Below are 24685 nucleotides of genomic sequence, written 5' to 3'. Positions count from 1 at the left end.
TGCTAAGGCTCACCGCATAAACCTGCATTTCAGACTTTTAATCCATGCAATAAAAACAAAAAAAGCCGTCGTAATGACGGCTTTGTGCGTTAAAAGCTTAGGCGAATAAAGAAGGGCTAAGCGCCTTTATTTTCGCTGTGCTGCAGCTTAAGACTCAAACTATTATGCACCACAATTCGCGTTAGCGGCGGCGGTTCTGGCTTGGTCAATACGCTCGGCGCTGGATGGGTGGCTAGAAAACAAACCGCCGCCATTACCTGAATGCTTAAGCAATACTTCTTGGGCGCGCATTGCGGCAAAGGGATCCATTTTCTGTTGGCACAATATTTCAATGCCATACAAGTCGGACTGCAATTCATCTTTTTGTGAGAATTGTGCAGACATAAATTCAGCGCCCATATCCGCATATTCAGAAGAAGCTAACTGAGCGGCTTTACCACCCACGGCAGTGGCAGCTTGACGCGCCGCAGCAGTCAAGTAAGCCGTTTTAAACTGGCTTAAAGAATGCTCATATTTGATATGGCCAATTTCGTGACCGATAACCGCCACTAGTTCGTCGTCATGCATCACATCCATCAAGCCTGAATACACACGAACAGTGCCATCAGGCATGGCAAAGGCGTTAATCTCATCGGCCAAGTACACTTGGAAGTTTAATGGCGTACCATCAACCTGAGTCAAACCCGCAGTCAACTTATCTAAACGCTTGCTATATTTGTTATCTTTGGGTGCCAGCTTATTTTCGCTGTCCATTTGTTTAGCAGATAAACTGGCCTTAGCCTGCAATTCGCTTTTAGATAAAGTTACTCCTTGAAAAGCGGTCATGCCGGCAGTTAAAAACTGACTATGTTCGTCAGACACACAGCCGCTCAAGCCTAGTGTGAATATGCTGGCAGCTAGCAGTGTTTTTTTCATTTTTTTAATCCTCGTGCATTACAGAAAATTTGAAAATATATTGCATTTTATTATTTTTAAGCAGGGCAACACTATATCAAATTTTTATATCCGTAAAGGCTACTATCCGATTACGCCCGTAATGCTTAGCTTGATAAAGAGCCAAATCCGCATTAGCCAATAACGTATCTTGATCTATAAGATAATTACTCTGTGCTAAGCCTAAGCTAATGGTTAGCCGAAATTTTGCGTCTATATGGCTGTAATCATGATTCATGACCGCAAGGCGTATGCGCTCACAAATAGGTTGAGCGTCAGTTAAGCAGGTATCCGCTAATAAAAGAGTGAATTCTTCGCCTCCCCAACGCGCCGGCAAATCTACTTCTCTAACTTCTTTACGAATAATGCTGCCAACAATTTTAAGCACTTGGTCGCCAACCCCATGAGACCAAGTGTCATTCACGTGTTTAAAATGATCGATGTCAATCACCACTAAGGTAACGGGTTTACCCGAGCGTTTGGCGCGCGCAAAGGCGGCGATTAAGCCTTCGTCAAAAGCCCGTCGATTGGGCAGCCCCGTTAAACTGTCGATACGAGCTTGACGTTCAAACTCTTGAGCCTGAAATTCTAATTCTTGAGTTTTTTCGGCGACTTGTCGCGCTAATTCTTGAGAGCGGGAGATCAATAGTTGTAACCGCAAGCGCGACAGCAACCATAACGACACTAGCGCTAAGCTTGCAATAATCCCCCAAAAAAAAGGCAGCTGCCAAATAAAGGGTAATACGGTGAAACTCACACGGGCTTCTTGCTCGTCCCAGTCTTTATAGGAATACCCCGCCGCTACCCGAAACACGTAATCACCCGGCGGCAAATTAGTATATTCGGCTCTATTTTCAGCGCCACGCAGCACCCAGTCTTCATCGAAGCCCTCGAGTAAGGTGCGGTATTCAATACGCTCAGGCATCACAAAGCCAAGGCCTGCAAACTGAAACTGCACCCGTTCACGGCCAGGCGGCAACACCAACTCGGGCTGCAAGGGGACGGTTGTCCCAGATACCTTTAGCTCTTCAAGAATGACGGGTAAGTTGGCGTGCGAAAATTTAGCCAAGCGCTCAGGCGCCATGCGGGTAACGCCGCGCGCAGTGGCCACCCAAATATAGCCATTTTTATCCAGCATCAATCCCGGGCTTGAGCTGCCGTGGGTTTGGCTGCTCGCCATGCCATCTCTTTCATTAAACTGTTCAAATTTAAGACTGTCTTGCTCGCCATCCGCCACTCTGTGAGCCGCAGCAAGACTAATACGCGTCATGCCTAAGTTACTGGTCAGCCATAAATCGCCATTATTATCTTCAATGGTCTCAAATATTTTATCTATCGGTAGACCTTGCTTTTTACCTATCAGACTTAAACTTTGATCTTTATAGCGATAGCGTATTAAGCCCATGTCTGTAGTCAGCCACACGTATTCGCCATTCGGTTCTGAGTGAAAACCGAACACATATTCCACATCGCCTAGACTGCTAAGATCAACCAGTGTGACTTGGCCATCGCGAATAATTGCAGCGCCCTCGCGAGCGCCAACCCAGACATCACCATTCACCGCTTTATGCAGGCTTAATATAAAGTCATTGAGTAACGGCTCGGTCGTCTCATAGTGTTCAATTCGACCATTGATCAATCGCTTTAAGCCCGCAGAAGTACCCAGCCAGTGATGACCATCTGGCTCTACAATTAAGGAGCGCACCTCATTCGCAGACAAACCGTCAGTGATATTGTAACTGTGGGTCACTTGGCCACGCTCTACCCGAAGCAAACCGTGGGTAAAGGTCCCTAGCCATAGCTCACCACTTGGGCCTTCGGCCAAACTAGAAATCGAGGGCGCTAACCCATCAGGCATGATGAGCGCAGGGCTGTTAAATTGCTCATCTTTGATCTGAGTCAGCCCTGCACTGCCCCCTACCCATACCGAGCCATCACTGTGTGCCAACACAGTGCGCACGTAGTTACTCGCCAAGCCATCTTGTTCAGTAAAACTAATAAAAGGCACGTCGCGCAGTCGCATAAGCCCAGCATGAGTACCCACCCAAATACTGCGTTCTCTGTCTTGAAATAAAGAAATGACCTGTGTTCCCGACAGCCCTTGTGCCACTGTGAGTTGCTCAAGGCCAAGCTCACTCATCCGCAACAACCCGTGCTCGGCAGTACCTAGCCAAAGATGATGCTGGTCATCTTCTAATAAGCTGGTAATTGAATTATTGGCCAGTTCTGGATAAATCTGGGTCACCAATGTTTGCTCGGCTTGGTATAAACCGGCGGCAGTACCAATCAGTAACTGACCTTGCTTATTTAATAATAAAGCTGATATTGGCACGCCGCTTAGTTCAGGCACTGCCTGTACTTTATTATCTTTAATCCACACTAAGCCCTGCTTAGTGCCGACCCATATTCGCCCTGCTTTGTCTTCTACTAATCGAGTAACATAATCACTGGGCAAGCCTTGGTTTTGATCAAAGTGAGCAATAATGGTGTTGCCGCGGCGTGCATAAAGCCCTTCTCCATCAGTAGCAACCCATAATAACTCAGTGCTATCAACTAATACCTGATTGAGCATCCTCTTGAATTTGGGTTGTGGTGACCAGTTATTATCTTGATAATAACTCAGGCCACCTTTAGCGCCCGCCACCCACAGCCCTTTATCGTCCGTCGTTAAACCGCGCACCGCAGAACCATGCAAGCCGCTTTCATCACCACTACTAAATATCCGAAAATTATGGCCATTATAACGGGCCACACCTTCCCAAGTAGCAAACCATAAATAACCCTCTGCGGTTTGATTAATGCTATGAATAGTGTTGTTCGGCAAGCCATCCTGCGTGGTCCAGGTATCTTGATAATAATGGGATAAGGCCGTGGTTTTGGCTTGTATTAAAAAAGAGCTAAATAATAAGCAAAGTATCAATATAACGTTGTACATCTTCGCATAACGCATGCCATTAAATAACATAACCACCCGCAATGTTGACTGAAGAGTTAAGTAGTAAGCAGCATGACCATTTACTAACAGCATGACGACTTACTAATAATGAGCTCGGCTTTTTATGCCAAATAAATTGCTATGCCAGATTAATTGTTATGCGACATCAAAAAGATATGCATTTTAGGAAAGAGGATTTTAAAGCGCTAATATTAACTACTTTATGCTAATAAACAAGCTTTTGGGTATATATAAATTCAGAACTCAACGTTTTACAGTAAGTGTCGTCGTTAAACTAACCCAAAACAAGAATTAAACACCTACTATTAATAGGGGATTGCAGTTGCCAGATTTCTATTAGCAAAATGAACACACATTTATATTGCAGCACTTATATTAATTTATTATTACATATAATAAAAAGGCCCTGTAAAATAACTTTTACAGGGCCTTTTTATTTAATATACCGAATCGAGTTTATGACGATTCAGTATTGATGGGCGCGACGGCTTAGCAATAACCGTAACTCATCAAACGCTGATAGCGCTGCTCTAACAAGCTATCTTTATCTAGCTTATCCAAATCGGCCAAATCGCTCAGTAAGCGTGCTTTTAAAGACTGAGCCGCTAACACCGGATTGCCGTGGGCGCCACCAATGGGCTCTTCCACTATGCTATCGATTAATTTCAGCTCATGTATACGTTTGGCGGTAATGCCCATGGCTTCGGCAGCAACCGAGGCTTTATCGGCGCTTTTCCATAAGATAGACGCACAGCCTTCAGGAGAGATAACCGAATAGGTTGAATATTGCATCATATTCACACGGTCACCCACGCCAATGGCCAAGGCACCACCTGAGCCACCTTCACCAATTACGGTACAGATGATTGGCACTTTCAAACCCGACATCACCTTTAAGTTACGCGCAATCGCTTCACTCTGGCCGCGCTCTTCGGCACCCACACCCGGGTAGGCACCTGGGGTGTCGATAAAGGTTAAAATCGGCATATTGAAGCGCTCGGCCATTTCCATCAGGCGCAGGGCCTTACGGTAACCTTCTGGGCGCGGCATACCAAAGTTACGACGAATTTTTTCTTTAGTTTCACGGCCTTTTTGCTGGCCAATCACCACGACCGGGCGACCATTGATACGCGCAATACCGCCCACCATGGCTTTGTCGTCGGCATAGGCGCGATCACCGGCTAATTCATCAAACTCATCAAAAATGTGTTCTATGTAATCCAAGGTATGAGGGCGAGACGGATGACGCGCTAATTGCGAGATCTGCCATGAGCCTAAGTTACTGAACACTTTTTTGGTCAGCTCTATGCGCTTAGCCTCTAAGCGGCTGACTTCATCGTCCAGATCCACCGCATCGCCTTCATTTACATGGCGCAGCTCTTCGATCTGAGCTTGCAGCTCGGCTATTGGTTGTTCAAAATCCAAAAAGTGTTGATTCATAGACCCCTCTTATTCAAAAAGTAGTTCGACTTTATCCGGACCCAACAGTTGCTTAAGTGATGCCAGCATCTCGTCGGTGGGTGTGACCCGCCACTCGGTGCCAAGCATTAACTGCGCCCGCGCTCCAGGTCGATAATAAGTGACTCGTACCGGACACACTCCCGCCCGCACTGGGCTGAGTATCTCCAACAATTGGCTAAAAAACTGTGTATCTATTTGGCTGTGATTAATATTAAGCGCCAAACCGCGAGCAAATCGCTCTCGGGCATCGCTCATTTCCAGCACTTCCCGTGCCGACATCTTAAGGCCGCCATTAAAGTCATCAAAACTGACTTGGCCACTAATGACGAGGATTTTATCCTTTTCTAGCAAAGACTCATAGCGTTCGAGTGCATCGGAGAACAGCGTCACGTCCAGTCGAGCGGATTTATCATCTATGGTCAAGATGCCCATGCGGTTGCCACGCTTGGTGGTCATCACCCGCGCCGCTATCACCAACCCCGCCGCGGTCGTGGTTTTATCACGGCTGGTGGCCTGTAAATCGCACAATCGGCCGCTGGTATATTGGCGTAATTCTTTGGCGTATTGATTAATCGGGTGGCCGGTTAAATATAAACCTAGGGTGTCGCGCTCCCCATCGAGCCAGATTTTATCCGGCCAATGCGGCACCTCCACAAAAGCGTGCTGAGTGTGCTCATCTTCTATTAACACCCCAAACATATCGCTTTGGCCGAGCGCTTCGGCTCGCGCATGTTGCTCGGCGGCCTTCATGGCTTCGGGCAAGGTAGCCATAAGCGAGGCACGGTGCGGCCCTAGGCTATCCATGGCACCAGCTAACACCAGCTTTTCCATGACTCTTTTATTGAGTTTTTTTAGGTCAACGCGATTACAAAAGTCGAATAAATCGCGAAACGGCCCGTCTACTCGCGCCGCTAAAATCGAGTCAATCGGCCCCTCGCCCACGCCTTTAATCGCGCCTATGCCATAGACGATGGCGCCCTGCTCGTTCACAGTAAAGCGATACAGACCGGAGTTTACATCAGGCGGCAGCAAGGTTAAGCCCATGCGCTGACACTCGTCGACTTGGGTAACGACCTTATCGGTGTTGTCCATATCGGCGGTCATGACCGCGGCCATAAACTCCGCGGGATAATGGGTTTTCAGCCACAGGGTTTGATACGAAACTAAGGCATAAGCGGCGGAGTGAGATTTGTTAAAACCATAACCGGCAAATTTTTCCACCAAGTCGAAGATTTTCATCGCCAACTCGCCGTCTATGCCATTAGCCACGGCACCGGCTTCGAAGCCTTCGCGCTGCTTGGCCATTTCTTCAGGCTTTTTCTTACCCATGGCGCGGCGTAATAAGTCGGCACCACCGAGCGAGTAACCTGCCAGCACCTGAGCAATTTGCATCACCTGCTCTTGATAGAGAATGATGCCGTAAGTGGGCTCAAGCGTGGCTTTTAGAGATTCGTGCTGCCAGGTTTCATCGGGATAAGACACCGCCTCACGGCCGTGCTTACGGTCGATAAAGTTATCCACCATGCCGGACTGCAAAGGTCCCGGTCGAAACAGCGCCACTAAAGCTATCATGTCTTCAAAACAGTCTGGCTGCAGGCGCTTAACCAAGTCTTTCATACCACGAGATTCGAGCTGGAATACCGCCGTAGTCTCATGACGCTTTAATACTTTAAACGACGCTGGATCATCCATGGGGATGGCGGCGATATCGATAATGGGTTTACCTTGGGCGACTAATTTGGGATTAATCATCGCCAGCGCCCAGTCGATGATGGTCAGAGTGCGCAGACCTAAGAAGTCGAACTTAACCAGCCCCGCTTTTTCCACATCATCTTTATCAAACTGGGTAACCGGATTTTGACCGTGCTCATCGCAATACAAAGGCGCAAAGTCAGTGATGCGCGTGGGCGCGATTACCACACCACCGGCGTGCTTACCGGCATTACGTATGGTGCCTTCAAGCTGACGCGCCATGTCTATGAGCGCCTTAACTTCTTCGTCTTGGTCGTAGATTTCCGGAAGCTTGGGCTCTATCTCGAAGGCTTTTGCCAGCGTCATACCCGGCTCAGGGGGAATAAGCTTAGAGATACGCTCCACGAAACCATAAGGATGGCCCAGCACCCGGCCTACATCGCGGATCACCGCCTTGGCCGCCATGGTGCCGAAGGTGATAATTTGGCTTACCGCATCACGACCATAAAGCTCGGCCACGTGATCGATCACCTCATCGCGGCGGTCCATGCAAAAGTCGATATCAAAGTCGGGCATAGATACCCGCTCTGGATTCAAGAAGCGCTCAAACAGCAAGTCGAATTCCAGAGGATCCAAGTCCGTGATCTTCAGCGCATAGGCCACCAAGGATCCGGCGCCCGAGCCACGGCCTGGCCCCACTGGAATGCCGTTATCTTTTGACCACTGGATAAACTCCATCACGATCAAGAAATAACCGGGAAAGCCCATCTTATTGATCACGTCGAGCTCAATTTTCAAACGCTCGTCGTACTCGGGGCGCTTTTCCGCGCGCACTTGTGGGTCGGGGAATAAGAAGTTGAGTCTGTCTTCTAGGCCCTCAGCTGAGCATTTAACCAAGAAGTCTTCAATGCTCATGTCGCCGGTAGGAAAGTCTGGCAAGAAATATTCATCTAGCCGCACCGTCACGTTACAGCGCTTGGCAATCTCGACGCTGTTTTCCAGCGCCTCGGGAATATCACTAAACAGCTCTGCCATCTCGGCTGGGCTTTTTAAATACTGCTCTGGGCTGTAGAGGCGTGGTCGACGTTTATCGTCCAGCGTAAAGCCGTCATGAATAGCGACGCGAATCTCATGGGCGTCAAAATCGCTCTTATCAAGAAATACCACCTCATTGGTGGCGACCACCGGCAATTGTGCGCGAGCGGCCAAGTCCACCGCCATATGCAGGTAGGTTTCTTCATCAATGCGCTCGGTGCGCTGTAATTCCAGATAAAAACGATCGGCAAAGTGGTTTTGGTAAAAGGCTAAGCATTCATTTACCAGCGCTTCGTTGCCTTTCAGTAAGCTAGTGCCCACGTCACCTTCACGACCACCCGACAACACGATAACACCTTCATTAAACTCAACCAGCCAGGCTTTATCGACTAAGGGTCTGTGTTGCACGTGGCCGCGTTCATAGGCGGCAGAAATAATGCGGGTGATATTTTGATAGCCGATGTTATTCATGGCCAGCAAGGTCAGGCGAAATAACTCATCACCCAGCTCATCGCTTTGCAGCCAAATATCGGTACCTATGACGGGCTTTAAGCCTTTGCGATGGCTATCGCCATAAAAGCGCACCAGACCACACATATTCATTTGATCAGTCAAGGCTAAAGCCGGATAGCCCAGCTCTTGGGCGCGCTGGTTAATGGCGCCAATTTTAGCCACGCCATCGACCATGGAAAAGTCAGAATGCACCCGCAGATGCACGAAAGACGGGTTCAGGACTGCTCCTTTGTTGCTCAAGGCTGTTGGCGCATCGCTCATGAACGCAGCACTCCGCCGCTCAAGGCTAACTGGATAGCCACCGGCTTAAAACTACGGCGATATTCGGGTAGTACACCATGCTCGGCCAGCGCGGCAAAGTGCGCCTTGGTCGGATAACCCTTGTGCTGGGCAAAGCCATATTCCGGATAGCGGGCATCGAGTTCTATCATCTCTTGGTCTCGGGCTACCTTGGCTAAAATGGAGGCGGCACTGATCTCGGCCACTAAACTGTCGCCCTTTACCACGGCTTGAGATGGCATAGGCAACTGGGGGCAACGATTACCATCGATAAACACAAAGCCTGGCTGAATATGCAGCGCCGCCACGGCGCGGCTCATGGCGAGCATAGTGGCCTGCAAGATATTCAGCTCATCAATCTCTGCAGGGCTGCAGCGACCGATGGCCCAAGCAAGTGCGTGCTCACGTATTAAGGGTGCCAATAATTGGCGCTTCTTATCGGTGAGCGCTTTTGAGTCATTAAGACCTAGGATGGGACGAGCAGGATCTAGGATAACGGCGGCGGTGACCACATCGCCCACTAAAGGACCTCGGCCCACTTCATCGACGCCAGCCACCAAGACGCCTTGGGGATACTCTATTGCTAACATGAATTTCCAGCCAGATTATTTTTGAGCACAAGCCTGCTCAGCCAGTTTTGCGTTGGCGAGCTTTGCGTTTACGAGCTCAAGCACGGCGAGGGCCGCTTGCTGGTCTGCATTACAGCGGATCAGCTGATGCAGCTCACTAAACTTCGCCAATAACGCCTGATTATCTTGGTCAAGTAACTGGCTCACTTCGCGCACTATATTATCCACAGTGCAATCGGCTTGAATGAGCTCAGGCACCAACATGCTGCCTGCCAATAAGTTCGGCAAAGAAGCATAGGCGGTATGCACAAACTTATTCGCCAGCCAATAACTGAAGGGCTTAAATTTGTAACCCACTACCATGGGCTTTTTCGCCAGCATAGCCTCAAGCGTGGCCGTGCCAGAAGCCAGCAAGATAATGTTGGCCGCCGTCATGACGTCGCGCCCTTGGCCTTCAATCAAAATAATATCGAGCTCAGGCGCCACTTGTTCCTTAAAGGCTAAAAATTCGGCGCGTCGTTTAGGGTTAACCAGAGGCACCACAAATTCCAGATCTGGATAGCGAGCCTTAAGTACTTTACAGGCGCTCAAATACACAGGGCTCAGTAAATTCACTTCGGCAAAGCGACTCCCCGGCAGCAGTGCTAAATAGTGGCCGTCGGATTTAAGACCTAAACGCTCACGCGCGCCTAAAGTGTTAGGCTCCAGCGGCATAACGTCTGCCAAGGTATGGCCGATAAAGCGACAAGGGGCATCGAAACGGTCGTAAAAGGCTTTTTCGAAGGGCAAAAATGCCAGCACCATATCGGTGGCACGCTTGATCTTATGGATGCGGTTTTGGCGCCACGCCCACACCGATGGGCTCACGTAGTGCAAGGTGGGAATGCCACTCGCGCGCAATTTGAGCTCAACGTCAATATTAAAATCTGGCGCATCTATGCCCACAAACACATCCGGCGGATTATCGAGAAAATGGCGGACAATTTGTTTGCGAATTTTTAAAATGCGCGGTAGGCGACCCAGCACTTCCACCAAGCCCATGACCGACAGCTCGTCCATCTCAAACAAGGCCACGCAGCCCTCGCTCACCATTTGCGGGCCGGCTATGCCCTCAAAAATGGCATCGGGATGACGAGCGCGCAGTTCACGAATAAGCCCGGCGCCCAGCGTGTCGCCAGACACTTCTCCGGCCACTAAGCCAATGCGCAGTGGCCGCGACTGAGCGCAGGTTAAGGTGTTTGCGGCCAAGGAATCAGGCACGAATAATACCACGCTCGTTCACTTGTAAAAATTCAATCATGGGGCCCACTTCTGGCTGCTCTGCACTCAGAGCTTCCAATTCAGGGATCACCTCAGCCACAGTTTTGCCGCTACGGAAGATTATCTTATAGGCCTTTTTAATCGCAGAAATGGCCTCGGGCGAGAAACCTCGACGACGCAAGCCTTCGGAGTTCACACCAAAGGGCTTCGCATAAAGACCGGCCGCCATCACGTAAGGTGGCACATCTTTATTGAGCGCGGCACAACCGGCAATAAAGGCATGGCTGCCCACGCGACCAAACTGATGAATGGCGGCGTGACCACCAAAGATCACATGCGAGCCTATATGGACGTGGCCAGCAAGGGTGGCGTTATTAGCGAAGATACAATCATCGCCAATGCGGCAATCGTGAGCGACATGCACATTCACCATAAATAGGTTACGGCTACCGACGCGGGTTAAACTTTCATCTTGACTAGTACCACGGTGAAAAGTGCAGGACTCACGGATCACGTTATCGTCGCCAATTTCCAGCCGCGTTAGCTCACCTAAGTATTTTTTATCTTGGCAGTCTTCGCCGATAGAGCAAAACTGGAAAATACGGTTGCGCTGACCAATACGGGTTGGCCCTTTGATCACCACATGGGGGCCAATCCAGCAATCGTCGCCAATTTCTACATCGGCACCAATTAAGGTCCAAGGGCCAATTTCCACGCCTTTGCCAATTTTGGCGCTAGGATGAACGATCGCCGTCTCATGAATTACTGCACTTGGTTTAGTCACACTTAACCTCCGCGTTTGGCACACATCAATTCCGCAGTACAGACGATTTCGCCGTCAACGCTGGCTACACCCGTAAATTTGGCAATACCACGGCGCTCTTTCAAAAAGACCACGTCCAACACCAGCTGATCGCCTGGCACCACAGGCCGCTTAAAGCGCGCATTATCGATAGAAGCAAAATAATACAGCTCGCCAGGCTTTGGCTTACCCACCATTTTAAAGGCCAAGATGCCGGTAGCTTGCGCCATGGCTTCTAAAATCAGCACACCGGGGAAAACCGGCTTACCCGGAAAATGGCCGGTAAACATAGGCTCATTGAAAGAAACGTTCTTGATGCCTCTCAGGGTTTTGCGCTCAGGGCTAATTTCATAATGGTCTACTTTATCGACCATCAAAAACGGGTAGCGATGTGGCAAGAGTTCCAGGATATCCTGGATATCCAACTGATTTTTTTCTGTGTTCAGTTCGTTAGTCAAAATGTAACCCTACCAATTTATGCTTAATTTTTATTGTTTGATTTTTTTTCAAGCTCTTTTAAGCGCTTGTGTAAATCATCGATGCGCATCACTCGTGCCGCAGTTTTACGCCACTCTTTATTAGGCTGCAGCGGAATGCCGGAGGAGTAAATGCCAGGCTCAGTGATAGATCGCATCACCATTCCCATGCCGGTAATGGTCGCCCCATCACAAATCTCGATATGACCATTGATGACGGTACCGCCGCCAATAATACAATATTTACCGACGGTGAGACTACCGGCCATTATGGTACCACCCGCAACCGCAGTTCCGTAGCCTATCTTTACGTTGTGCGCAATCTGACACTGGTTATCAATAATCACATTGTCAGAAATGATGGTATTGCTTAGCGCACCCCGGTCTATCGTCGTGCAGGCACCAATTTCCACGCGATTACCAATGATAACGGTGCCGAGCTGGGGAATTTTCACCCACTCGCCTTTATCGTTGGCATAGCCAAAACCATCGGCACCGATCACCGCATTGGCTTGTACTAGGCAATCTTCACCTATCTCTACTCTGTGGTACAGAGTGACATTGGCCCACAAACGAGTGCGCGCGCCAAGTCTGGCCCCTTTGCCGATGAAGCAACTAGGGCCTACAACCACGCCATCGCCCAATTCAACACCAGACTCAATCACGGCATTGGCGCCTATGGCCACGCCTTCACCTAAGATGACATCATCGGCCACCACGGCCTTAGGATGAATATCTACCGCCGGCTGTGGCGTGGTATCCAGCTGCTGGGCCGCCAGTGCGAAGCCTAAGTAAGGATTGCTCATCACTAAGGTCGGCACTGAACACAAGGCTTGATCTGCCGCCTTGACGATCACAGCCCCCGCTTTGGTGGTCGATAATAAGTGGCGGTAATTTTTATCGGACAAAAAGGCCACTTCATTTGGGCCCGCTTTATCTAGCGTATTGACGCGACAAATAATCACATTAGGGTCGCCGTTTAGCTCAGCACCTAAGTGCTGGGCCAATTCTTGTAAGGAGATTGTCATAACTTAAGGCTCTTACTTGCTTACTCGGTTGATCACTTGGTCTGTAATATCTAGGCTAGGTGCAACATGAATAACGGCACCACGCTCAATTACCAAGTCTATACCTTGAGCACGGGTGATCTCTTCGATGGCACCTTGAATGCGCTTGAGCATAACTTGGCGCTCTTCGTGTTCACGGCGTGCTTGGTCTTCTTCCAACTTGCTGCGTTTTTCGATGTAGCTGCCTTGCATGTCGTTCAGCTTTTTCTGCGCATCTTTCTTTTGCTGATCGTTCATGAACGCCATGTCTTTTTGCTGCTTCTCAATAAAGGTACGGCCATCGGCTTCCATCTTTTGGATTTCTTTAACACGACCACCAAATTCATTTTTCAGCTTATTGGCAACCGCATCGCGCTGGGGCATGGTTTGAAATACCTTAGCCGTATCTACCACGGCCAGCTTAGTGGCTTGCGCCTGAGCCGCACCGGCAGTAAAGAACACAGCCACTAGACCTAATACTTTAATCATCTGTTTCAAAGCAATCTCCTAATGAAAACAAGCTAGAAGCTGGAAGCCATAAGCTTGAAGCTTCAACAAAAATACAAAATCCATATCTGCAACGACTCCTTGCTACGAGAGTCGCTAAACCCACTACAGGATCAACATGACACCGAACATATTTGGGTAAGAACTACAGCTAACAACTGTGTTTGCTCTTACCCATAAAAATCTCTTTTTAGATCTGTTCCCTATTTTTCGCGGCTTTCGTGAATTTCGTTACGAAAAATTTTAATCTCTTTCTTCAAGCTCTTAGCTTCACGCGCTTTAGAAGGTTCTACCGATGTTGAAGTTAAAGATTTCGGTACGATCGCCTTCTACTTCTTTTAGCGGCGCTGCCAGTGAGAACACCAGCGGCCCCAGAGGTGATAACCACTGCATGCTCACGCCCGCAGACGCACGGAAGTCAGAAGGATCACCAAAGTCATAAATGAGGTCACAGTCGCTACCGCTACAATTAGACGCATACTTACCGTCGTAATTCGTATCCCAAACCGTGCCTACATCGATAAACACGCTGGTACGCAAGGAGCGCTGTAAATCTTCATTGGCAAATGGAGTCGGCACTATCATCTCCACCGTTGCCGCCAGCAAAGCGTTACCGCCTATGGTGCTATCATCGCCGCGATAACTACCGTCAGCGTTTCGATAAACCGCACGCGGGCCTACCGAGTTACTCTTAAAGCCACGCAAGGTATTAAAGCCGCCGCCGTAGTAATTTTCAAAAAATGGTAAGCCATGTTCGCCGTTATTGGCATCGCCGTAGCCATCACCGAATGAAGCACGGAACTTACCGGCTAGCACCCAGTTATGAGCACGGTCGAGGGGGAAATAATGCGCATCATCGAAGCTGGTCTTGTAGTACTGCAGATCAGAACCCGGCACAGTCACCTTTAACGATAAGTTCTGGCGATTACCTGAAGTAGGGAAAAATCCTTTATTTAAGGTGTTACGCGTCCAACCCGTGGTCACGTCAAAGGTATCGAAGCTGAGGTCACTGCCCGCCTGCTGCTCATTATGCAACAGCCAAAAATCATTCAACTGGTCATAACTGTCACTGGGCTTGCCTAAGGTATTGTGCTCATAGCCGACGCTGAAGTTTAAGCTGTTATCTTCATTAATCGGAAAACCACTTAAGGCACGCACACCGTACAAGGTGCTGTCGTAGTCCGCAATATTGGCATCGCGAGCATCAAACTGACGGTAGTAAATACGCCCGCCCAAGCTCACGCCATCCACGGTAAAATAAGGGTCGGTAAAGTCTAACGAGACATCTTTGGAATAGTCGTTCATCTGCGAGTTAATGCCGACGCGATTACCGGTACCGAGGAAGTTTTCTTGTTGAAGACCGGCCTGAATACTAAAGCCGGAGTCGGTACCAAAACCCACCCCAAAGTTAATGGAGCCGGCGGGTTGCTCTTTAACGCTAACGTCTAAGTCCACCAAATCCGGCTCACCCTCTACGCGACGGGTGTCCACTTCCACGTTTTCAAAATAACCTAAACGATTTAACCGAGTACGCGACTGTTCAATGTCTTCACTGGACAGACTGGCGCCTTCCATTTGGCGCATTTCACGGCGTAATACTTCATCTTTAGTGATGATGTTGCCGCTAAAGTTAATGCGGCGCACATAGACGCGGCTACCCGGGTCCACATTCACTACCAGCTCAACTTGCTTGCTGGCTTCATCAATTTGCGGGAAGGTAGAAATTTTCGGATAAGCATAGCCAAAGCGGCCTAAAAACTTAGACAGCACTTCTTCCATGTGCGCCACGTCGGCTGCCGAGTATAAGTCACCCTTTTGCAGCGGGACTAAAGCTTCTAACTCAGATTGGCGGTCCACCATATCACCGCGCAGGCTCACACCCGATACGGTGTAACGATCGCCCTCGCTCACGTTAAGCGTAATATAGACGCCTTCTTTATCTGGCGACATGGACACTTGGGTAGAACTGACTTCGGCCTTTAAGTAACCGCGGTCGCGATAGTAAGAGCGCAGGGTTTCAATATCCCCAGCCAGCTTTTGCTTTTGATAGCGCTTGTCGCCCATCACGTTCCACCAAGGCACAGTGTCCGACAGCTCAAGTTGGCCTAGCAGTTGTTTCTCGCTGAAGGCTTTATTGCCCACGATATTAATTTGTTTAATTTCGGCGGCCGGGCCTTCCACAAATTCAAATTTCAGATCGACTCGGTTGCGTGGCAGCGGTGTGAGCACGGCTTTGACCTTGGCTGAGTATTTACCTACGCCGTAGTAAAAGTCTTCTAAGCCTTTTTCTAGTGAGCTTAAGGTGGTGCGATCTAATGGCTCGCCCACGCGCACGCCAGCGCCTTCTAGGCTTTTATTCAGCTGATCTTCTTTAATTTCTTTATTACCACTGAAGGTAATGCCGGCAATGGTCGGCCGTTCCGTCACTTGCACCACAAGCGTGCCGTTATCGCGCAACAAGCGCACGTCTTCAAAGTTGCCGGAAGCATACAGGCTCTTAATAGCCTCAGAGATCCGAGCCGCGTCCATCTCTTCACCGACGCGCACCGGTAAGCTGAGTAAGGTGGCACCCAAGGTTACGCGCTGTAAGCCGTTTACTTGGATATCTTGCACCACAAAGGGCGCATCTGTGCTTTGCGCTTGGGCCACTAAGCTGGCACTGAGCAAGCAGGTAGCGATCAGCGTCTGGCTCATGACCGTTTTTTTAGCCGCTCTCTTGCCTATTGAACAAGTGCTTACTGACCGAGAGTTCATTGCCTGTTTTTTCACTGACATGGTCTGACTGTATCCTTGTAAGTAATGTCGTAAACTAAATTTGGGAAGCAAATGAAGAGCGAAGCGTAAAGAATGAAGGGGTAAACCTAACACCTTACGTTTCACACCTCACCGCCCTTCGTCTTTAACTCTAAAGCCTAAAACGTTAAAACCTCACTGCAACGAAACCAGCGAAACCTACTAAAAATCAACATAGCACTAAACAGATTCGGATAAGAGCGAGTAAAACACTACTGTATAGGCCCTTACCATCACCATATCCCTGTTCACTCTCATCTCTATTGTTCGTGGCTTTGGCGGGTTTGGTTGCAAAAATATTCAGGGTTAGGGTTAGCTCGTCCGCTTCACCCTTTACGCCTCACCAATCACATTCTTTTAAAGCCGCGCAAAATCGTTAAATAGCGCCAGCGCCATCAACATAAATAATAAAGCGGCGCCAATTTTAAAGCCGATTTCCTGCACTTTCTCTGGCACAGGACGTCCCGTCACAGCTTCAATGAAATAAAACAGCAAGTGGCCGCCGTCTAATACCGGCAAGGGCATCAAGTTAATGATGCCCAAATTCACACTCACCAAGGCCATAAAGCCTAAAAAGTACACCAGTCCATAGTCGGCGGTGGCACCGGCGCCCTTGGCAATAGAGATGGGCCCGCTGAGGTTATCCACCGACACCACACCCGTGAGCAACTTACCGAGCATTTGAAAGGTGAGCACGGTTAAATCCCAGGTACGGCCTATGCCCTCACCGATGGCGGCCAGAGGGCCATAGCGCAGATCAAAGCGGTATTCATCAGCGACCGGCAACACCTGTGGCGCCAAGCCGGCAAAGCCTATAACTCTATCTGCGTGTTCTTGACGTGCGGGTATTAGCTTAAGTTGCTGACTCTGGCCGTTACGTTGCACCTCAAGTTCCATCTCAGTCTCAGGAGAGGCCTGTACCGCCACTACCAACTGCTGCCAATCCGCCAACCTTTCGCCATTAAGGGCCACTAAGGTATCACCGACTTGCACCCCTGCCGCCGCCGCTGGGCCATTCTCGACCACGTTGGCCACATCCAAGGTCAGCTTAGGCCCTTCTGGCACCAAGCCTAATGCGGTTATCGGTGATTCAAGCTCAGGATCAAATTGCCAGTCAGTTAAAGCCAGTTGCGCATCGCGGGTACGACCTGCATCGTCTTGCACGGTAAAAACCGTCTTATCATCCCCTAGCCTTGCCAGCAGCGCAAAATTAACTTCTTCCCAGGTCCGCACATTTTTGCCATCTATGGCCATAATTTGCATGCCAGAGCTTAGCCCACCTTGGGCCGCTACCGACGATGGCGTCACCGAATTTAATACCGGCTTGACCGAGGGAATACCAATTAAAAACATCAGCCAACAGGCAAAAATGGCAAACACAAAATTCGCCATGGGGCCTGCCACCACAATCGCCATCCGCGCCCACACGGATTTGTGATTAAAAGCTTGATCCTGCAGCTCGGCCGGCACGTCTTCCACCCGGCTGTCGAGCATTTTAACGTAACCGCCGAGGGGGATCATGGCGATGACATATTCGGTGCCATCTTTCGCGGTACGCCGCCAAATGGCCTTACCGAAACCAATCGAGAAACGCTCAACTTTCACGCCGTTGCGTCTGGCCACCCAAAAATGGCCAAATTCATGCACCGCGACTAATACACCCAAGGCGACAATAAAGGCACCCAAATTCCAGAAAAAACCGCCCATTAATACTTCCTTATGTGTGCTGTCGCACAACTTCTTGCCTGATTGTCCAGTGCAATAATGTCATCAATATTACCGACTGAGCTTGCGCCCAACGTTTGCATCACCGCCTCGTTCACTTCGGCGATAGCCATAAAATTTAACTGTCCAGCTAAAAAGGCCGCCACCGCTATTTCATTGGCCGCATTCAGTGCCGTGGTCGCGCCTTGGCCGCTAGCACAGGCGTCTATCGCCAGCTGCAAACAGGGATATCGGGCCATGTCTGGCGCCATAAAACTGAGTTCACCTAAAGCACAAAAATCTAAGGGCGCCACGCCCGAGGCAATGCGCGCCGGATACGCCAGAGCGTGGGCAATCGGCGTCATCATATCTGGCTGGCCAAGCTGCGCCAATACAGAACCATCTGAGTACTGAACCATGGAATGAATAACCGACTGCGGATGCACTAAGACTTGCAGCTGATGGGGAGCCGCATTAAATAACCAGCGCGCCTCTATGTATTCCAACCCTTTGTTCATCATGGTGGCTGAATCGACGGAGATTTTCGGCCCCATAGACCAGTTAGGATGCGCTATGGCTTGTGCCGGCGACACGCCGTACAAGTCATCAATCGGCGTATAACGAAACGGGCCACCGGAGCCGGTCAATAAAATTTTACTGACGCCCGCGTCACTCAAACTGCCGCGGCCGGGGTTTTGCTGCAAGGTGCTAGGCAAACACTGAAAGATGGCATTGTGCTCACTATCAATCGGTAATAACTGAGCACCGTATTGATGCACGGCATCGATAAACAGCTCACCGCTCATGACCAGCGCTTCTTTATTCGCCAGCAACACCCGCTTACCGGCTTTAACCGCGGCCAGCGTGGAGAGCAAACCGGCAGCTCCCACAATGGCAGCCATTACAGTGCTCACTTCTGGCTCGCGGGCTACTTCGCACAACGCAGCACTGCCGCTCAGTACCTGTGTGGCGCAGTTTAATTGCGCCAATTGTTGGCGTAACTGCTTAGCCGCATCTTCATCTACCATGACCGCATAGCGCGGCGCAAACTCCACGCAGTCGGCAAGCATGCGCGTGACATTGCTGTTGGCACTTAAGGCGAACAACGAAAAACGCGCTGGATGCTGGCGCACCACAGCAAGAGTACTTTGCCCTATGGAGCCAGTGGCTCCCAGTATCGCCAGAGATTCCATTAACTCAACAGCCACACAACGAGCACGAATACGGGGAGTGCCGCAGTTAAGCTGTCGATACGGTCCATGATACCGCCGTGACCGGGCAAGATATTACCGGAGTCTTTTAAGCCCGCTTCGCGCTTAAACATGCTCTCAGTTAAATCACCCAGCACAGAGGCTAATACCGAAACGATTGAGGCGACTAAAACAATCACAGTCTGCTGGCTCGACAAATCCAGACTCAAGGTAACTATGACCGCCAACACCGCGGCTGAGGCCACGCCACCCAACATGCCTTCTACCGTTTTACCTGGGCTGACATTCGGGCACAGCTTACGTTTGCCCCATGCCCGTCCCACGAAGTAGGCACCGGTATCGGCAGCCCAGACCAGCCCCATCACAAACAGTAACAACCAAGCACCAAAGTGTGGGTTAGATTGATACTCAAAGCTGCGCAGTGTCATTACTGCCCAAAAAAATGGCACTAAGGTTAAAAAGGCAAAAGTAGACTGTATAGCGGCATTGCCCCGCCACTTTGTTGCACTGCGCGGAAAAGTCAGCACAAGAGCAAGTGCCACTAACCACCATACGCCGGCAACTATATACAAATAGCTTAACCGTGGCTCCATACCGGCGGCTAAGGTGTCAAAGCTGGTGTTTTCGGTCCATAGACCTTGCAACGGCAACAAGCCCATTAAGCCATAGAGCACTATGCCCATGGCAAACATAGTGATAAGAGCGCGATCTTTATCGATAAAGTGGCCCCACTCAATGGACGCCAACAAGAAGATGACACCGACAAACATGGCGAAATAGTTAAACGGCAACAAGAACAAGGCTGCCAGTACCAAAGGCACTAAGCACAGTGCGGTGATGATTCGTAGTTTTAACAAAGCAGAACCTCTATTAATACAAGGAGAGGGTGAAGTGTGAGGAGTGAAGGGTAAAGCTAAACTCCCCATTCCTGACGCCACACCCCGTTCGTTTAGATCAAAAACCAAACCTTCTTTAGCTCTTACTCATAAAGCGCTATTGCAACGAAATCCACTAACCCACCGAAACTATCAAGAGCATATCTAAAAAGTAACTATTTAACGGTTTAAACCTTACCAATAAGATCCTTTTTCGCTCTTATTCCATCTCGATTATTCTGCAGGTTTAGCGGGTTTTGTTGTCAAAATTTTTAGCGCTTGTTTAGCTCGATGCTTGGTGCCGGGCGCTCGGTGCTTTTTACTTCACCAGTAAGGCGCGGATCTGTTCACCGGTGCAGCCAAAGCGGCGCTCGCGGCCAACAAAGGCGGCAATCGCCTCACTAAAGGCGGTGTCATTAAAGTCTGGCCATAACACATCGGTGAAATACAGCTCTGCATAGGCAAGCTGCCAGAGTAAAAAGTTGCTAATACGCTGCTCACCACCGGTGCGGATCAATAAATCCACTGGGCTTAAATTACTCATGCTCATCAGCTCGTTTAACGACGCTTCCGTAATGTCAGCCACCGTTCGCTCGCCGCAGGCTACCTGCTCTGCCATGTAGCGACAGGCTTGCACTATGTCCCAACGGCCGCCGTAATTGGCGGCAATATTGAGCGTTAGCCCAGTGTTATTGGCGGTCAACGCCTCGGCATTGGCAATTTTGCGCTGCAAGAGCTGACTAAAACCGCTGCGCTCGCCGATGATCTGCAAACGAATGTTATTACGATGCAGTTTTTTCACCTCAGAGCCCAGCACCGCCATAAATAAGCCCATTAAGGCGCTCACTTCGTCTGCGGGTCGACGCCAGTTTTCACTGGAAAACGCAAATAAGGTCAGCGCATCTAATTTAAGTTGGTAAGCAAAACTCACGGCTGCCCGCACCGACTTCACGCCGGCTTTATGACCGCTGACCCGCAGCTTGCCGCGTTCTTGTGCCCAACGCCCGTTGCCATCCATGATAATAGCCACATGGCGTGGCAACGGGGTTAGCTGTTCCAAGGCTGCCATTGATTCAGTCGTTGGCATTAAATCGCTCCTGCGCAAAAAAAAACGCCGAGCAGGCAGCTGCGCGGCGTTGGTCACTATACCCGATGTATGGATTAGATTTCCATTAACTCTTTCTCTTTGGCGGTCAGTGCTTCGTCCACCAGCTTGATGTAAGTATCGGTAATTTTCTGTACTTCATCGTGTGCGCGACGATCATCGTCTTCAGAAATTTCTTTGTCTTTTAACAATGACTTAAAATCACCATTGGCATCACGACGAATATTACGAATAGCTACTCGGCCTTGCTCTGCTTCGTTACGCACAACCTTGATCAAATCTTTACGACGCTCTTCGGTTAACGAAGGCAGCGGAATACGGATCATGGTGCCTGTGCTTGATGGGTTCAGGCCCAAATCAGAGCTCATAATGGCTTTTTCTACGGCTTTAAGCATAGAACTATCAAACACAGTAACGGCCAAGGTGCGCGAGTCTTCGGTGGTAATATTACCCACCTGCTTAAGCGGAGTGGCAGCACCGTAGTAGTCCACATAAATAGTGTCTAACAAGCTAGGGTGCGCACGACCGGTACGTACTTTGTTCATCTGGGTTTTCAAAGATTCCAGACTTTTTTCCATGCGCTCTTTGGCGTCTTTTACAATCTCGTTAATCACGGTGTTATTTCCTCAAAAAAGCTGGAAGCTATAAGCTTGAAGCCAGAAGCTCAAAAAGTCAGTTTGCTACTTCTACCTTTACTGTCCGCTTATTTTTATACTTCCAGAACTAAAATGTGTATGTTTTTCTTCCAGCGCTCGGCTGCAAGCTTCCAGCGAGTGATTAAAGCTTACGGCTGATCAAAGTGCCTTCGGTTTCGCCCATCACGGCACGACGCAGGGCACCTGGCTTATTCATGTTAAAGATACGAATGGGCATATCGTGGTCACGGGCCAAAGTAAAGGCGGCTAAGTCCATGACTTGCAACTCTTTGGCTAGCACATCGTCATAGCCTAAGTGATTGTAGAGCTCGGCATCCGGATTCTTCATCGGATCTTCGCTATACACGCCGTCGACCTTAGTGGCTTTTAAGACCACGTCCGCTTCAATTTCAATGCCACGTAAGCAGGCTGCGGTGTCTGTGGTAAAAAAGGGATTGCCGGTGCCGGCAGAAAATATCACCACTCGTCCTTTGCGCAACAAACTAATGGCGTCAGCCCAATTGTACGGGTCGCATACGCCTTCCAGCGTAATGGCTGACATTAGACGGGCATTCACATAAGCACGGTGCAGGGCATCGCGCATCGCCAAGCCGTTCATCACGGTCGCCAACATACCCATGTGGTCGCCCACCACGCGGTTCATGCCCGCTTGGGCCAAGCCTGCACCACGAAACAGGTTACCGCCGCCGATGACCACGCCCACTTGCACGCCCAGCTCAACCAATTCTTTGATTTCTTGCGCCATGCGTTCTAAGACGCCGGGATCAATACCAAAGCCCTCTTCACCTTGCAGCGCTTCGCCGCTTAGTTTAAGAAGAATGCGTCTGTATGCAGGTTTAGGATTGGTACTCATGCTTCTATTCCTAGTCATAGAAAAACCGCGACACAGGTCGCGGTCTATTTAAGGTCAAAGACCCTAGCATTAAATCAGCAACAATTACGCTTTGGTAGAAGCGGCAATTTGTGCTTGAACTTCTGCAGCGAAGTCTTCTTCTGCGCGCTCAATACCTTCACCCACTTCATAGCGAACGAAACTAATGGCATCGGCATTTTTCTGCTTCAGCAGGTCGGCGACGGTAATAGAAGGATCTTTCACGAATTGCTGACCAGTCAGAGAGATCTCACCGGTGAACTTCTTCATGCGGCCTTCAACCATCTTCTCGGCGATTTCTTTAGTTTTGCCAGAGTTGATAGCGATGTCTACCTGAATTTCGCGCTCTTTGGCTACAACTTCAGCAGACACGTCTTCTGGCTTAACGAACTGTGGGCTAGAAGCCGCTACATGCATAGCTACGTCTTTTGCCACTTCTTCGTCACCGCCTTTCAGATTGACGATAACGCCAATCCGGGTGCCGTGCAGGTAAGTAGTCAGGTTGTCACCTTCTACCAACTCGATACGACGCAGGCTCATGTTTTCACCGATCTTGGCGATCAGGTTAGTCAATGCCGTTTCGATGCTTTCGCCGTTTTCGTACTCGGCCGCTTTCAAAGCGTCCAGGTCATTGATTTTGTTAGCCAAAGCGATTTCGATAACTTTGTCACCAAAGGCGCAGAAGCTAGCGTCTTTTGCTACAAAGTCAGTTTCACTGTTCAGCTCAATCATCACAGCAGTGTTGCCTGCTTGACGCATTAAGATCACGCCTTCAGCAGCAATACGGCCAGCTTTCTTAGCAGCTTTTGCTTGACCAGATTTACGCATTTCTTCAATGGCAAGCTCAATGTCGCCTTGTGCGTCGGTCAACGCCTTTTTACAATCCATCATGCCGGCGCCAGTGCGCTCACGCAGTTCTTTTACCATGGCCGCGGTAACAGTAGTCATCTTAAACATCCTCAATCTTGATACACAAGAAAACTTTTTACATAAGAAAACAGGGGCACTAGGCCCCTGTTAACACATTACTTTCGTATGGTTAATAACGGCAGAAGCCTAAGCTTTTGCTTTATTACTCTTCTACGACGTAGTTGTCTTCCGCTTGTTGCACGGCAGCATCTTGTGCACGAGCAGCAGTAACGGCGCTAGCTGCAGCATTCAGGTATAACTGAACGGCACGGATGGCGTCATCGTTACCTGGAATGATGTAATCTATGTTGTCTGGGTTAGAGTTGGTGTCCACGATCGATACCACAGGAATGCCCAAGTTGTTGGCTTCTTTGATAGCGATGTGCTCGTGGTCAGCGTCAACTACGAACAGTACGTCTGGCAGACCGCCCATGTTCTTGATACCACCCAGAGACTTCTCCAGCTTTTCCATTTCACGAGAACGCATCAGCGCTTCTTTCTTGGTCAGCTTGTCGAAGGTACCGTCTGCAGACTGAACTTCCAGCTCTTTCAAGCGGCTGATTGACTGACGAACAGTTTTCCAGTTAGTCAGCATGCCACCCAACCAGCGATGGTTCACATAGAACTGATCGCAGCTGATTGCGGCTTCTTTAACGGCTTCTGAGGCTGCGCGCTTAGTACCAACAAACAGAATTTTACCTTTCTTAGAAGCAACGCTGCTGATGTAGTTCATCGCATCGTTAAACATAGGAACTGTTTTTTCTAAGTTGATGATGTGAACTCGGTTGCTGGCGCCAAAGATAAACGGCTTCATTTTTGGGTTCCAGTAACGAGTCTGGTGACCAAAGTGAACGCCGGCTTTCAGCATGTCGCGCATAGATACTTGTGCCATGATTTCCTCAAATAAGTGTATTGGGTTAGGCCTCCACACATCCCATGTCTCCAACTCCGAAGAGCACCCTAGAGCATGTGCCGATGTGTGTGTGTATTAAAAGGGTGAATGGTCGAAGTGATAGCGATAAGCCTTAAGCT

Annotated in this window: 19 protein-coding genes; all 19 read right to left on the bottom strand. The window is 49.5% G+C overall.

All coding sequences use genetic code 11. The annotated features are described in order from the left end of the window. Window positions 1-162 precede the first annotated feature (162 nt). The 19 genes from ACEN2G_RS06105 to rpsB all read right to left on the bottom strand — a co-directional run bounded on the left by ACEN2G_RS06105 (window position 163) and on the right by rpsB (window position 24545). Window positions 163-915, bottom strand: a complete 753-nt coding sequence (locus tag ACEN2G_RS06105; protein WP_442020586.1) for a M48 family metalloprotease — start codon at window positions 913-915, stop codon at window positions 163-165. 76 nt (window positions 916-991) lie between these two features. Then, window positions 992-3961 carry a ligand-binding sensor domain-containing diguanylate cyclase gene (locus ACEN2G_RS06100; protein ID WP_442020585.1) on the bottom strand — a complete coding sequence of 990 codons (2970 nt, stop codon included), beginning with the start codon at window positions 3959-3961 and terminating at the stop codon, window positions 992-994. Window positions 3962-4378: 417 nt separating this feature from the next. Next, window positions 4379-5329 (bottom strand): acetyl-CoA carboxylase carboxyl transferase subunit alpha, encoded by a 951-nt coding sequence (accA, locus tag ACEN2G_RS06095; RefSeq protein ID WP_442020584.1) that lies wholly within the window; start codon window positions 5327-5329, stop codon window positions 4379-4381. Window positions 5330-5338: 9 nt separating this feature from the next. After that, window positions 5339-8851, bottom strand: coding sequence for a DNA polymerase III subunit alpha (gene dnaE, locus ACEN2G_RS06090; protein WP_442020583.1), 3513 nt, complete (start codon window positions 8849-8851; stop codon window positions 5339-5341). After that, window positions 8848-9459, bottom strand: a complete 612-nt coding sequence (gene rnhB / locus ACEN2G_RS06085) for a ribonuclease HII (RefSeq protein WP_442020582.1) — start codon at window positions 9457-9459, stop codon at window positions 8848-8850. Before rnhB ends, dnaE begins: the two co-directional genes overlap by 4 nt. A gap of 15 nt (window positions 9460-9474) precedes the next feature. Next, window positions 9475-10698, bottom strand: a complete 1224-nt coding sequence (gene lpxB, locus ACEN2G_RS06080; RefSeq protein ID WP_442020581.1) for a lipid-A-disaccharide synthase — start codon at window positions 10696-10698, stop codon at window positions 9475-9477. Next, complete coding sequence (lpxA, locus tag ACEN2G_RS06075) at window positions 10691-11482, bottom strand: acyl-ACP--UDP-N-acetylglucosamine O-acyltransferase (protein WP_442020580.1); 792 nt, start codon at window positions 11480-11482, stop codon at window positions 10691-10693. The genes lpxB and lpxA overlap by 8 nt, the downstream gene beginning before the upstream one ends. A 2-nt stretch (window positions 11483-11484) precedes the next feature. Next, window positions 11485-11946, bottom strand: a complete 462-nt coding sequence (gene fabZ / locus ACEN2G_RS06070) for a 3-hydroxyacyl-ACP dehydratase FabZ (protein WP_442020598.1) — start codon at window positions 11944-11946, stop codon at window positions 11485-11487. Between the two features lie 35 nt (window positions 11947-11981). Then, window positions 11982-13004, bottom strand: a complete 1023-nt coding sequence (gene lpxD, locus ACEN2G_RS06065; RefSeq protein ID WP_442020579.1) for a UDP-3-O-(3-hydroxymyristoyl)glucosamine N-acyltransferase — start codon at window positions 13002-13004, stop codon at window positions 11982-11984. Window positions 13005-13016: 12 nt separating this feature from the next. Continuing rightward, a complete protein-coding gene (locus ACEN2G_RS06060; RefSeq protein ID WP_442020597.1) occupies window positions 13017-13511 on the bottom strand; it encodes an OmpH family outer membrane protein in 495 nt (164 codons plus the stop codon). Between the two features lie 297 nt (window positions 13512-13808). Continuing rightward, window positions 13809-16223, bottom strand: a complete 2415-nt coding sequence (gene bamA, locus ACEN2G_RS06055; RefSeq protein ID WP_442020578.1) for an outer membrane protein assembly factor BamA — start codon at window positions 16221-16223, stop codon at window positions 13809-13811. Between the two features lie 456 nt (window positions 16224-16679). Next, window positions 16680-18029 carry a sigma E protease regulator RseP gene (gene rseP, locus ACEN2G_RS06050; protein WP_442020577.1) on the bottom strand — a complete coding sequence of 450 codons (1350 nt, stop codon included), beginning with the start codon at window positions 18027-18029 and terminating at the stop codon, window positions 16680-16682. After that, complete coding sequence (gene ispC / locus ACEN2G_RS06045) at window positions 18029-19219, bottom strand: 1-deoxy-D-xylulose-5-phosphate reductoisomerase (RefSeq protein WP_442020576.1); 1191 nt, start codon at window positions 19217-19219, stop codon at window positions 18029-18031. Before ispC ends, rseP begins: the two co-directional genes overlap by 1 nt. Next, window positions 19219-20094, bottom strand: a complete 876-nt coding sequence (locus tag ACEN2G_RS06040) for a phosphatidate cytidylyltransferase (RefSeq protein ID WP_442020575.1) — start codon at window positions 20092-20094, stop codon at window positions 19219-19221. The genes ispC and ACEN2G_RS06040 overlap by 1 nt, the downstream gene beginning before the upstream one ends. A gap of 337 nt (window positions 20095-20431) precedes the next feature. Next, window positions 20432-21199, bottom strand: a complete 768-nt coding sequence (gene uppS, locus ACEN2G_RS06035) for a polyprenyl diphosphate synthase (protein WP_442020574.1) — start codon at window positions 21197-21199, stop codon at window positions 20432-20434. Between the two features lie 74 nt (window positions 21200-21273). Continuing rightward, window positions 21274-21831, bottom strand: a complete 558-nt coding sequence (frr, locus tag ACEN2G_RS06030) for a ribosome recycling factor (protein ID WP_442020573.1) — start codon at window positions 21829-21831, stop codon at window positions 21274-21276. Between the two features lie 163 nt (window positions 21832-21994). Continuing rightward, entirely contained in the window at window positions 21995-22726 is a 732-nt protein-coding gene (gene pyrH / locus ACEN2G_RS06025; protein ID WP_442020572.1) for a UMP kinase, read from the bottom strand. A gap of 84 nt (window positions 22727-22810) precedes the next feature. Continuing rightward, complete coding sequence (gene tsf / locus ACEN2G_RS06020; protein ID WP_442020571.1) at window positions 22811-23692, bottom strand: translation elongation factor Ts; 882 nt, start codon at window positions 23690-23692, stop codon at window positions 22811-22813. Window positions 23693-23816: 124 nt separating this feature from the next. Then, complete coding sequence (rpsB, locus tag ACEN2G_RS06015) at window positions 23817-24545, bottom strand: 30S ribosomal protein S2 (RefSeq protein ID WP_442020570.1); 729 nt, start codon at window positions 24543-24545, stop codon at window positions 23817-23819. Between the last annotated feature and the right edge of the window lie 140 nt (window positions 24546-24685).

It is taken from the genome of Oceanisphaera sp. W20_SRM_FM3 (assembly GCF_052119705.1).
In the GTDB taxonomy this organism is placed as follows: Bacteria; Pseudomonadota; Gammaproteobacteria; order Enterobacterales; family Aeromonadaceae; genus Oceanimonas.
Note: the sequence above shows the minus strand (reverse complement) of the source record. Positions and strands in the feature narration are given on the sequence as shown.